Here is a 12,054-nt window from a genome sequence, read left to right on the forward strand (position 1 = left end):
GCGATTAGGGATATTGTATCGATTCAGAACGAGTGTAAGCGAGATCACTGCCACGTTGTAGAGAACTTGGATGCTTGCACCAACTGAGCAAGGAGGCTCTCATGATCGATAGAAGGAAATTCCTCACCACGGTGGCTCTCGGCACTGCATCTGCCGCGTTCCTCTCTGCTTGTGGCCCGTCCTCATCCGCGGGACAGACGGGCTCCGCGGAGAACCCCGTCACCATCAACTACACCTGGTGGGGCAACGACGACCGGGCGGAGCGTACCCGCAAGGCGATTGCCTTGTTCGAGTCCAAGAACCCGGATATCAAGGTGAACGGAAACTTCACAGACTTCGCTGGATATTGGCAAAAGCGCGCTACCGAAGCTGCCGGCGGCGGCCTGCCGGACGTCATGCAGTGGGACCTTTCCTACCTGCGCGACTACGGCCAGCGGAATCAGCTTCTTGACCTGGGCACCGTGAAAATCAATACGGAAGCCTTCGATAAGTCCCTGCTCCCCTCGGGGCAGATCCGGGGCAAGACCTACGGCATCCCCACCAGCACGAACGCCTTCGCGGTTTACTACGATCCCGCCAAGCTCCAGAGCCTGGGCATTGCCGAGCCGGATGGACAGTGGACCTACAAAGAGTTCAACGCATTCATGCTCGAGGTAGGACAGAAGGGCAACGGAGCGTTCTACGGCGGCACTGACTACACCGGGGTGTGGTGGATGTTCAACATCTGGCTGCGCCAGAACAACATCCAGGCGTTCACCGATGATGGCAAGCTGGGCTTCACCAAGGACGACCTCAAGAAGTGGTGGAACACTACCGCCGAGCTTCGCGGCACCCCCGCACTCGTTCCTGAAGAGCGGGTCACCCAGCTTGCCCCCAAGTCCGCCATGGGTTCCAACGTCACTGCCAGCGAAGTCACGTGGGACAACTTCATGGCCGGCTACCTGGGCGACAGCGGTGCCAAGGAACTCAAGCTTGTGCCGGTCCCGTCTGACGATCCGGACAACCTGGGCCTGTTCCTCAAGCCCTCCATGCTCATGGTTGCCAGCGCCAAGACCAAGTACAAGGATGCTGCTGCCCGTTTCATCGACTTCATGGTCAACGATCCCGAGGTTGGCCAGATCTTCAAGACCTCCCGCGGTGTACCGGCGTCGAAGACCCAGCGCGACGGCACCACCTTCGAAGGCACGGACAAGCTGGTGGTGGACTACGAGAAGTCCATCGAGAAGTACCTCAAGGACGCCCCCGAGCCCCCCATCGTCGGTTTCGGCACGCTTGAAGCCTCCTTCAAGCGGGTCAGTTCCGAACTGAACTACGGCAAGCTGACCCTGGACGGTGCAGCCGATGCCTGGTTCAAGGAAGCCGAAGACCTCATCAAGCAGAACGCCTGATCAGACCCATGCGTCTGATCCAGGCTTTCCCGACTGACGGACTGATCTCGTGACTCAAAGCCCAACCCTGAGCAGGCGCTCGTCGTCGTCCGCCTCCCCGCAGCCGCGCAAGTCGCGGCGGCGGGGCGCGGATGCCCGCGCCGGCTACACCTTCCTGTTGCCCTGGCTGCTCGGATTCATCGCCCTGACCGTAGGCCCGATGATTTCCTCGCTGTACCTCTCCTTCACCAACTACAACCTCTTCGAAGCTCCCAAGTGGATCGGCCTGGACAACTACACCACCCTCTTCCAGGACGAGCGTTTCCTGCAGTCGGTGGGCGTGACCCTGAACTACGTCATCTTCGGTACCCCGCTGAAACTCGCCGCCGCTTTGGCGATTGCCATGTTGCTCAACAGCAAGCGCAAGGGCCAGGGCTTCTACCGGTCCGCGTTCTACGCACCGTCCTTGATCGGCGCGTCCGTGTCCATCGCCATTGTCTGGAAGGCGATGTTCGGTGACGCCGGCCCCGTGGACCAGAGCTTGTCGTTCTTCGGGATCAACCTCGGGGGTTGGGTGGGCAACCCTTCCATGACTATGCCCATGATGATCCTGCTGACCGTTTGGCAGTTCGGTGCCCCCATGGTGATCTTCCTTGCCGGCCTCAAGCAGATTCCGGCGGACCTCTATGAAGCAGCCTCGATGGACGGTGCCGGTCCGGTCCGGAAGTTCATGAACATCACCTGGCCCATGCTTTCCCCGGTGATCTTCTTCAACCTGCTCATGGAAACCATCCACGCTTTCCAGATCTTCGCCTCGGCCTACATCATCTCCAACGGTGAAGGCGGCCCGGCAGGTTCCACCCTCTTCTACACCCTCTACCTGTACTTGCGCGGTTTCAGCGACTTCCGGATGGGCTACGCCTCGGCAATGGCCTGGCTCCTGGTGATCGTGGTCGGCGTCATCACGCTGATCTTCTTCAAGACCTCCAAGTCCTGGGTCCACTACAGCGGTGATTCGAAATGACAACCATGGCAACACCCACCCAGCCCGCTCCCACGAAACCATCAGCGCCACCGGTGTATAACCCGAAGTCCGAGTCCACCACGGCCAAGCGCATCAAGAGCACAATCTTCCACATTGTTGCCTTGGGACTGGTGGCGATGGTCCTCTACCCGGCCATCTGGATGATCTCCGCGTCCTTCAAACCGAACTCCGAGATTGGCGGCGCCAACAACGCGTTGTGGTCGAACAACTTCAGCTTCGACAACTTCGTTACGGCCATGGAAGGAATCGGCGGCGTCTCCACGCTGACGTTCTTTACCAACTCGCTGATCCTGGCCGTCGGCGCCGTGGTGGGAACCGTCCTGTCGGCGTCCATTTCCGCCTACGCCTTCGCCCGGATCAACTTCCCCGGCCGAGGCCTGTTCTTCGGCATGATGATCGCCACCTTGCTCCTGCCGTTCCACGTGGTGATCATCCCGCAGTACATCGTGTTCCAGCAGCTTGGCCTGGTGGATACCTACGTGCCGCTGCTGATCGGCAAGTTCCTCGCCGCGGATGCGTTCTTCGTGTTCCTCATGGTCCAGTTCATGCGCGGCCTCCCGGCCGAACTCGACGAAGCGGCCCGCATCGACGGCGCCGGACACGTGCGGATCTTCGGATCCATCATGCTCCCGCTGATGAAGCCGGCCCTGATTTCCACCTCCATTTTCTCCTTCATCTGGAGTTGGAATGACTTCCTCGGCCCGCTGCTCTACCTCAACACCCCCGAAAAATACCCGCTCCCGCTCGCGCTGCGGCTCTTCGTCGACCAGACGCAGTCTTCGGACTACGGTGCCATGATCGCCATGTCTGTCCTGGCGCTCCTGCCCGTGCTGGTCTTCTTCCTGGTGTTCCAGCGCTACATCGTCGAAGGCGTTTCGACGCAGGGCCTCAAAGGCTAAGGACAACAGAGAATGAGCACCATGAACGCCGCAGGCAAGTCTTCGGGAAACCCCGGGATTCCGGTAAACCGCTTTGCCCTCTTCGCCGAGACCATCCTGGCGGGAGTCATCGTGCTCCTCCTCTCCGTCCCCTTGGTGACGGCGCCGGCTGCCTACGCGGCCGGCGTCGCGCACTTGGAAAGGCACCTCAGTGGGAGGGACGATTCCCTCCGGAGCCTGTGGGGGAATTTCCGTCGTGCGCTTCCCGGCAGCTGGAAGATGGGAATCACGACGGCGGTAGCCGCCGTCGCGATTGTCCTTAACCTGTTGCTCGCCCTGGTGGGTCAACTGCCCGGCCGAGCGGTGATCCTGCCCGCTACGCTGATTTTGGCTGCAGCAGGCGCAGTGCTCTTCCTGCGGATCGCTGCCAATTGGAGCGGTGGCGTCAACTGGAGTGGCGATGCTGACCAGCAACCAGCCGACGTTCCCGGCCCGGAGCGATGGGCGCTTGCCTACTCGCAGGCCAAGGCTGATGGATTGCGGGACTGGACAGGTTCGCTGCTATTGCTTGCTGCAGTTTTCATGACTGTTGTCTTCGTTTGGATGCTGCAGGCTCTGTTCGTCATCGTTCCCGGGACCCTGGTCCTTGCCGCAGCTGCGATCAAAATCCGCTCCCATCGTTGAGATCCGACCCAACCCGCCGAATCGAGCAGAACCCTCCGTGTCGCCGCGCCCGTTCCCACTGCGCCCCAAATCCACTACGTCGCGTGCCCGTTCCACGGAGAGCTGGCATTACCCACTGAGGCACCACAACTACCGGATCTTCGTCATTCTTTCCCTTGTAGGGAGTGGCGGCGTCTGGATGCAGCGGCTCGCCCAGGATTGGCTGGTGCTGCAGCTAACGGGCAGTCCGGCCGCGGTAGGTCTCGCCGTTGCATTGCAGTTCCTGCCCATGTTGGTGGTGGGTCCCATCAGCGGCGTGCTGGTGGATCTTTTCCCCAAACGGCGCATCCTCCTGGTCTGCCAGTCCGTCGCCGCGCTGCTGGCTGCCGGCCTTGCCGTGTGGAATGCCATGGGAGGCGCGGACGTCTGGGTGGTCTATGCGTCCTGTATTGCCTTGGGCATCACCAGCGCCATCGATGGACCGGCCCGGCAGGTTTTCGTCAATGAAGTGGTGGGCGACCAAGGATTGCCCGCCGCCATCGGGCTGAACAGTGCAATAGGCCAGCTGGGAGCCATGGCTGGCCCTGCGCTGGCAGGCGTGGTCATTGCCCAAGCGGGTCCGGCGGCGGCCTTCGCTGCCAACGCTTTGATAGGCGTATCTGTCTTGGTCATGATCGCGTCCATCAGGCCGGGGGAGCTGCACCATTCTTTGGAAGCGCCTGGTCCCACTGCCCGGAAAGGCCAGATCCTCGCGGGTTTTCGCTTCGTTCGAGCGCGCCCACCCCTGCTGTTGACCATGCTGCTCGCGGGCTTATTGGGTGCCTTCGGCATGAACGGGCCGGTTGTTCTCGCGGCGTTCGCGGACGGAGTGTGGCATAGCGGACCGGCCGGCTTTGGGCTCTTCAACACCGTCAGCGCTCTGGGAGCTCTTGCAGGGGCCTTGGTGGCAACACGGATTAAGCGCTTTGGGCGGAAGGGGATCGTGGCCAGTGCAGGGCTCTTCGGCCTGACGCAAGCGCTCGCTGCCTTGATGCCCACGCAGGAGTGGTTTGTGGTGATGCTCATAATCGTGGGCTTCATGACCCTGGTGTTCCTCACGAGCGCAGCCACTGCGGTACAGCTCGAGGCCGGGGCAAGCGTGCGCGGCAGGGTCCTGGCGCTGTACTTCCCGCTTCTGCTGGGTGGCCATGCCTTGGGTGGCTTGCTGGCCGGGTGGCTCACGGAGGACTTCGGCGTCCGCACGGGGCTTGTGGTCACGGGAGCGTTGGGCATGCTGTCCGCGGCCGTGATTGGCTTCCTGCTCTGGCGCTTTTCGGCCCGCCGCCGCGCCTAGCGGGCCGCCGGTAATTGCCAAACACCGTGCCTTCGCGTTGCGGGGCCCGTTCTGCAGGCTATTCATGGCAAATACCATGCAGGGCGGGCCTCACAACGCGTCAGCGAGCACTCATCTGCCTGAAACCAAGCCCTCGATCTCCGCTACATCCAAGGTGCCGTCGCTGATCCACACCGTGTTGGTACGGGTGAGGGAATCCCCTGCCGCCAGTTCCACCGCGGCATCCCATGCCAAGGCAGAACCCACCGCCGGGTAGTCGCTGCACCGCACGAACCACGGGTCCGCCGACTCCGAAGGTGCGCCAAACACCAGAGTGGCCGGGCCGCCGTCGAACTCTCCCGCCCAAGCCAGCCACGGCGCTACGGAACCGTGAACAGAAGGCTCGCCCTCGGCTGTGGAGGAGAAGACGCGCGAGGAAGCATTGACTGGAAGACGCCAGAAGAAGCCGCCGTAACCGCTCCCGGCCGCGCCATGGGAGCCGGGACTGCCCAGGGAAACATCCACGACGGCGGTGAGCCGGGTCTGGATCTCGAGTCGCCATGTGCGCGCGTCCAGGAGCGTGCGGCTCAGGGAGCGCCGTTCGTTGAGGACGAGGCTGCCGTCGGATGCGAGCCAGTTGAGGTCAAGCGTGGTGGCGTCTTCTTCCCGGGCGACACTCGCTATCTCGATCCTGCCGTGGTCCTTCAAATCCACGTACTTTCCGGGCGTCCTGCGGTAGCTGCGACCGCCCCAGAAGTTGCTCCCGTTGACGTCCTGCAGTGCGAAGCCCGCACCGAGGTGCCACACATGGTCCGAGGGCAGGTGGTCCGTGACCACGATGCCGGCTGGTGTGGACACCGGGTGCAAGTAAGGCCGCGGGGAGAGGCCGGGCTCGAGGTTGCTTCCGGAGCGGAGGACTGCGGTGGGAAGTGCAGCGGCGTCGGTCGGGGTGGCGTCGGGGGAGAAGAGTGCTTCGGCGCCTGCGGTGGTCGGCCGCGCCCAAGGAAGCCCCAGTTCGGAGAAGGTGGCATGGGATCGGGTGGCGCGTTCCAGGATGTCCTCGATGTTCGGGATCACCGCGTGGGCTTGCTCGCCTGTTCCTACCCATTCGACGTATTCCCCGGGAATCAACGCGGGTGCCACGGCCGTGCGGATAGCTTCCAAAACCCGCATGAACGCGCCGCTGTGATCGAGGGGGCTTAGCAGCGGCGTGCCCTTGGACAGGTGCTGGAGAAGGTTCTCCGTGAGGTCGTCCCGTCCGAAGGTGTGAGAGGTTTCGCCCGCCTCCGTGTGGACTGTTACGCGGTCTTCTGTGTAGTGGAATACCGCCGAACCTTCCGTTCCGTGGAGTGTGACGTAGGGTTCCACGGATTCAGTGGCGCAGAGGGTGAGGGCGCACGTGATGGGCAAACCGCCAATGGTGCGCAAGCGGATCACAGAGGTGTCGTCCGCTTCGATATCGTTCGCGCGGTAAAGATCCGTCTCCACAGACGCGAGGTCTTTCGCTTCCCGCGCTCCGGCGATGCGGAGCGCCGTGGCGATTGCGTGGGCCAACGGATTGGTGGCGACGCCATCAACCACATCCACGCCGTCGAGGCTGCGTTTGCCTGCCCAGCGGGAGCGCTTGTAGTAGGCACGATCCCGGACCCAACGGCCCGTAGCAGTTATACCCTTCAGGTTGCCGATGCTTGGTAGCTCTTCCGAGGATTCCCCGCCCGCCAGTTTTTGCAATGCAGCGAGGGCGCGGGATCCGAGGCTTTGGAAACCGATTTGGACACTGCGGCCAGCCTGTCCCGCCGCTTCCTGGAGACGGAGGAAGTCGCTCATAGAGGCAACGGGGGGCTTCTCCAAATACAAATCCGCCTTTGCGGCGAGCACAGATAGGGCTAACGGAGCATGGGTCTGAATGGGGGTTGCCACGATGATGACATCCGGACGATGCTCGCCGGCCAGCAGCTCGTCCAGGTTCGTATGGACGGCTGCTGTCGCGGGCAGATCTCCGGGTGCCGGGGGATTCGGGTCGGCCACGGCTACAAGGTTCACTTTGCCTTGGCTGCTGAGCCGGTCGAGGTTCCGCAAATGGTGTGTGCCGAAACCGTGAACCCCCACGAGGGCGATCCTGGCAGGGGCGGTCCCGGTGGCAGCGGCAGTCGCGAAGGGTGTTGGACTACTGGCGGACTGGGTGTCCATTGCTCTCCTAGGCTGGCGCGGCGACGACGGCGCGTGACGTAGTCGTCGGGGTCTTCACAAAAGTGCTCGGGCGGGATTACGCTACACCTCAGCAAGCGCTTTCCCGCGATCGGCTATGTTCAGTTTAGCTCTATCACCCTCAATATGTAACGATTCAAGCAGCTACAAATTGTAGGATTCAGATGACGTAGGATGTCCACTAGTGGACGCGACAGCCCCCAGCCTGAATCTGCCCAGTCAGACCCACCTGAACCGGAATGGACCATGCCCCTCTTTGACCTTCCCCTTGATCAGCTCCGCACCTACACCTCCACAGCAACTGCACCAGGTGACTTCGAGGAGTTCTGGGACCGCACCATCGCAGATGCCCGCGCACTCCCGCTCGATGCGGTATTTGAGCCGGTGGACAACTACCTCAGTGTGATCAACACGTTCGATGTCACTTTCTCCGGCTTCGGGGGAGGCCGCATCAAGGGCTGGCTACACGTACCCGCGCAGCTTGAACCAGGGGAGCAGCTTCCCGTGGTTGTGGAGTACATCGGCTACTCCGGTGGCAGGGGCCTGGTCAACCAGAACACCCGGTGGGCGCAGGCAGGCTACGTGCACTTCATCATGGACACGCGCGGACAAGGCTACGGTGGCGTTGCCGGCGACACTCCGGATCCGCACCCGTCCGCCGGTGGCATCAACTACGCCGGACTCATGACCCGGGGTGCCGATCACCAGGACAACTACTACTTCCGTCGGGTCTACGTGGACGCCTTCCGCGCGGTAGAAGCGGCACAGAACCATCCCGCCGTCGACCCTTCCAAGGTGGTGCTGACCGGCGTCAGCCAAGGTGGCGGCATCACTGTTGCTGCTGCCGGGCTGACGGCCGGAAGGCTCGACGGCGTTATCGCCGCGCTGCCCGACGTCCCGTTCCTGCAGGACTTCGCTCGCGCGATCGACATCACTCCCCGTGGCCCGTACCCCGAGATCGCGGGATTTTTGGGACGGCACCGCGAAAAGTATGAGCCCATGCTGGCCGTCCTGAACTACTTCGACGGCGTCCACCTGGGCCGCGCGGCCACGGTCCCGGCGCTGTTCTCCGCTGCGCAGATGGACGATATCTGCCCTCCGTCAACGGTGTTCGCCAGCTTCAACAGCTACGGCACCGGCTCACCAGGACAAGGCGGTGCGCCTGAGAAGGACATTGAGGTCTACCGTTTCAACAACCACGAGGGCGGGCAGGAGCACCACTGGATCAAGCAGTTGCAGTTCCTGCGCAAACTGCTGTCATCTTGATGGGCGCGATTTGCCTGCTGTGAAGAACCGCGGTTATGGTGTGGCTATGACTAAGCGTTGGTATGCGTATTTTTCGTTGGCTCTGGAGGGGCCCGCGTCTAACTGACACGCATCCAACTTTCCTTCAGAGCCAACAGGGCAGAGATTATTCTCTGCCCTTCGCCATATCCGGCGGGTTCTGAAAAGGGGCCCGCTCCGCATCCCGGAACAGGACCCAGAAATGACCAGCATCGCCGCAGAACCCACCGCATCGCTCGACTCCGCTGAATCCGGAGCCGCTGCTCAGCCCACTACCTCCAATCTGCGGGTTGCCCGATTCGAGCCGCTTCCCGCCCCGCAGGACCTCATCGCCGAGTTGCCGCTCGACGGCCGCTCGGCTGCCGTCGTCGACCGTGGCCGCGACCAGGTCCGCGCCATCATGGACGGCGTGGACGATCGCCTCCTGGTGATCGTTGGCCCGTGCTCCATCCACGATCCCAAGGCTGGTCTCGAATACGCCCGCCGGTTGGTCAGCCAGGCCGAGAAGCACAAAGAAGACCTGCTGATCGTCATGCGGACCTACTTCGAAAAGCCGCGCACCACTGTTGGCTGGAAGGGTCTCATCAACGATCCCCACCTGGACGGCAGCCACGACATCGCCGCGGGCCTGCGCGCAGCCCGCGGATTCCTGAAGCAGGTCACCGCATTGGGTTTGCCCACTGCCACCGAATTCCTGGAGCCCATCAGCCCGCAGTACATGGCTGACCTCGTCTCGTGGGGCGCGATCGGCGCGCGCACCACGGAGAGCCAGATCCATCGCCAGCTCGCATCCGGGCTGTCCATGCCTATCGGCTTCAAGAACGGAACCGACGGCGATCTCCAGGTGGCCATCGACGCTTGCGGTGCCTCCGCCGCTGAGCAGGCCTTCCTGGGAATCGACGACGACGGCCGCGCGGCTCTCGTAGCGACCTCAGGCAACCCGGACACCCACGTGATCCTCCGCGGCGGACGCAAGGGTCCCAACTACTCCGCTGCCGATGTGGCAGCTGCGTCATCCAAGCTCGCAGCGAAGGGGCTGAACCCGCGCTTGATCGTGGATGCCAGCCACGCCAACAGTGGCAAGAGCCATCACCGGCAGGCCGAGGTTGCACTGGAAATCGGGGCGCAGCTCGAAGCGGGGGAAACCTCGCCGATTGCCGGCGTCATGCTGGAGAGCTTCCTGGTGGGAGGGGCGCAGAACCTGGATGTGGCCAAGCAGCTCGCGGGGGAGCAGGAGCTTGTTTACGGCCAGAGCGTCACGGATGCCTGCATGGAATGGGATGTGACGGCCTCCGTGTTGGAGCAGCTCGCAGCGTCGGCACGGAAGCGTCGTGCGGTGGTTGCGGCGTAGATCCGGTAGCCCGAGCGTGGGGTTGTCCCCAAGTTACTGGAGGCTCTTTCACATTGGCACCATCAGCCTCTAGAGTATCTAGCACATGGTTGTTTGATGGCTCAGCATCGGCACACCGTTCCACTGGGGGTGTCCTACTGTCTGAGAGCAAAGGAATATGGGAAATGTCCGCGGAGACTAACTTCTCGAATGCGCGTTTCATGACGGTGGCCGAGGTGGCCGATGTCCTGCGTGTTTCCAAAATGACCGTGTATCGCTTGGTCCACTCAGGGGAAATGCCCGCCGTAAGGTTCGGCCGTTCCTTCCGGGTTCCTGAAGAGGCCGTCGCCCAGTACCTCAAAGGTGCCGTGGTGGACGGGCAATCCGAGACCGCCTGAGGGTTTCATGAGTCCGTCCCGCGGACCGTGGTCATAGGGTGCCCCTTTGAAGCGGTACTCTGTTAAGGAACGTTTTACGTCAATGTAAGAATCTGTCAGTTGTACTTGTCTGCTTCCGCGGATCTGTTCCAACAGACAGGAACTTCTAGTTTGTAAGGAACTTTCGTGGGTTCAGTTATTAAGAAGCGCCGCAAGCGTATGGCCAAGAAGAAGCACCGCAAGCTGCTTCGTAAGACTCGCCACCAGCGCCGCAATAAGAAGTAGAGATACTTCATCAAGCGTGAATGCCCGTTGCCTCTCGAGGTGGCGGGCATTTTTGCATCCCAACGCTCTCTCACGTCCCTCGGGTTTGGTGGGGTCGCTCTTTCATGTCCCTCGGGTTTGGTGGGGATGCTCTTTCATGTCCCTCGGGTTTGGTGGGGGCTCTTTCATGTCCCTCGGGTTTGGTGGGGTCGCTCTTTCATGTCCCTCGGGTTTGGTGGGGATGCTCTCTCAGGTCCCTCGGGAAAAGCCCGCGCTGACCGCCGGATCCTGCCATGCTGATCGCAGAGCGCTTTTGATCTTCTGCGTGGCCGCCGAAAAGTTGTCTGCCAAGTCATTCTTGCCAAATTTGAGGACCGTCCAGCCTGCTGCTTCGAATGCTTTGTCGCGCCGCCGATCGCTGAATATTTGTTCCCGCTCGTGGTGATGACCGCCGTCGTACTGGAGGGCTACTCGCCGAGCACGAAAGCCCAGGTCCGCGGACGGGGAGAACGGATCATTCTGTCGGAGCTGCACCTGCAGTTCCGGTTCGGGAATTCCCGCGTCCAACATCGCCAAGCGGAGCAGCGACTCGGGTGCGGAATCGGCGCCCACCCGCATGAGGTCGAGTGCTTCTCTTGCCCGAACAACGCCCTGCAGATTCTTGTGTCGGCCCACCAAATCGCGAAGAGCCTCAAGTGTGGTGAAAGCAGTCTCGCATTCTTCGAACTCCGGCCTGGGAGTGCGAATGAGCTGGTCACCCATGCAGACGAGGTCGGGAAGCGGCAGGCGTCGCGCGAGATCCAACCAGGTCCGCGACCGAGTGCTCATCCAGATGCCTTGTACGTACTCGATCTCATCCGCGGAGGCTACTACCGTATGTCCGATCACTCCCTTACGCCGCACTGAGGGGAGCTGCCTGGGCTTACTGAGGTGCAATTCGTTGGAATCTGATAACCAGGGTGGGAGAAATGTGCCATGAATCCGGGCAGCGGTTACATGGGAAATCCATGCCCCGGGAGTTGCAGCTGACAGCGATCTTGCAGCCGCCGACAGCTCGAAATCCCAATCGGAAGGCCGATAAACGCCACGGCTGACCCCGTCGATGTTGGCGCGTTCCATAAGCGCGACCGTTTTAGGCCTGCAGCCTCGGCCTCGTCGAGGGTGAAGGGTGCGGCGGTCAGTCGGGGAGGAAGTGGTGCGGCATTCTGCATACCGGCATTCTTGCCCAGAAACCCTTGAGCCGTCGGAAGTTATCCACAGGCTGATCGAGGTCCACGCAGGATGTGAGAGAAGGTTGGATTTAAGCGCGAGGGATGTGAGAGAGGG

11 protein-coding genes are annotated in these 12,054 nt (G+C 62.0%); 9 read left to right on the forward strand and 2 right to left on the reverse strand.

Annotation, left to right across the window (positions count from 1 at the left end; genetic code table 11):
* Positions 1 to 101: 101 nt before the first annotated feature.
* From AC6CH8_RS19680 to AC6CH8_RS19700, 5 genes are read left to right on the forward strand one after another with little or no spacing between them, the layout of a single operon-like run.
* The gene (locus AC6CH8_RS19680) at positions 102 to 1,388 is read left to right on the forward strand and encodes an ABC transporter substrate-binding protein (RefSeq protein WP_091470467.1); all 1,287 of its coding nucleotides are present in this window, start codon (positions 102 to 104) and stop codon (positions 1,386 to 1,388) included.
* 49 nt (positions 1,389 to 1,437) lie between these two features.
* Complete coding sequence (locus AC6CH8_RS19685; protein ID WP_498191974.1) at positions 1,438 to 2,391, forward strand: carbohydrate ABC transporter permease; 954 nt, start codon at positions 1,438 to 1,440, stop codon at positions 2,389 to 2,391.
* Positions 2,388 to 3,311, forward strand: coding sequence for a carbohydrate ABC transporter permease (locus AC6CH8_RS19690; RefSeq protein WP_178995170.1), 924 nt, complete (start codon positions 2,388 to 2,390; stop codon positions 3,309 to 3,311). The genes AC6CH8_RS19685 and AC6CH8_RS19690 overlap by 4 nt, the downstream gene beginning before the upstream one ends.
* A 21-nt stretch (positions 3,312 to 3,332) precedes the next feature.
* Positions 3,333 to 3,974 (forward strand): Poxvirus protein I5, encoded by a 642-nt coding sequence (locus AC6CH8_RS19695; RefSeq protein ID WP_498191983.1) that lies wholly within the window; start codon positions 3,333 to 3,335, stop codon positions 3,972 to 3,974.
* Between the two features lie 37 nt (positions 3,975 to 4,011).
* On the forward strand, positions 4,012 to 5,286 hold the full coding sequence (locus tag AC6CH8_RS19700) for an MFS transporter (protein WP_498191975.1): 1,275 nt from the start codon (positions 4,012 to 4,014) through the stop codon (positions 5,284 to 5,286).
* A 111-nt stretch (positions 5,287 to 5,397) separates the two neighbouring features.
* Here AC6CH8_RS19700 and AC6CH8_RS19705 read toward each other — a convergent pair whose 3' ends face one another.
* Positions 5,398 to 7,455 carry a DUF6807 family protein gene (locus tag AC6CH8_RS19705; protein WP_498191976.1) on the reverse strand — a complete coding sequence of 686 codons (2,058 nt, stop codon included), beginning with the start codon at positions 7,453 to 7,455 and terminating at the stop codon, positions 5,398 to 5,400.
* Positions 7,456 to 7,719: 264 nt separating this feature from the next.
* Here AC6CH8_RS19705 and AC6CH8_RS19710 point away from each other — a divergent pair, with 264 nt between their 5' ends.
* The 4 genes from AC6CH8_RS19710 (at position 7,720) to AC6CH8_RS19725 (ending at position 10,749) form a co-directional block, all read left to right on the forward strand.
* Entirely contained in the window at positions 7,720 to 8,739 is a 1,020-nt protein-coding gene (locus AC6CH8_RS19710; protein ID WP_498191984.1) for an acetylxylan esterase, read from the forward strand.
* Between the two features lie 220 nt (positions 8,740 to 8,959).
* Positions 8,960 to 10,108, forward strand: coding sequence for a 3-deoxy-7-phosphoheptulonate synthase (locus tag AC6CH8_RS19715; protein ID WP_498191977.1), 1,149 nt, complete (start codon positions 8,960 to 8,962; stop codon positions 10,106 to 10,108).
* 164 nt (positions 10,109 to 10,272) lie between these two features.
* Complete coding sequence (locus AC6CH8_RS19720) at positions 10,273 to 10,485, forward strand: helix-turn-helix domain-containing protein (RefSeq protein WP_017199160.1); 213 nt, start codon at positions 10,273 to 10,275, stop codon at positions 10,483 to 10,485.
* A gap of 165 nt (positions 10,486 to 10,650) precedes the next feature.
* Positions 10,651 to 10,749: a 30S ribosomal protein bS22 gene (locus tag AC6CH8_RS19725; protein WP_003792170.1), complete on the forward strand. Its 99-nt coding sequence runs from the start codon at positions 10,651 to 10,653 to the stop codon at positions 10,747 to 10,749.
* 228 nt (positions 10,750 to 10,977) lie between these two features.
* On the opposite strand, the gene AC6CH8_RS19730 is transcribed toward AC6CH8_RS19725, so the two are convergent.
* Positions 10,978 to 11,556: an endonuclease domain-containing protein gene (locus AC6CH8_RS19730; protein WP_498191978.1), complete on the reverse strand. Its 579-nt coding sequence runs from the start codon at positions 11,554 to 11,556 to the stop codon at positions 10,978 to 10,980.
* Between the last annotated feature and the right edge of the window lie 498 nt (positions 11,557 to 12,054).

It is taken from the genome of Paenarthrobacter sp. GQ52, assembly GCF_059759005.1.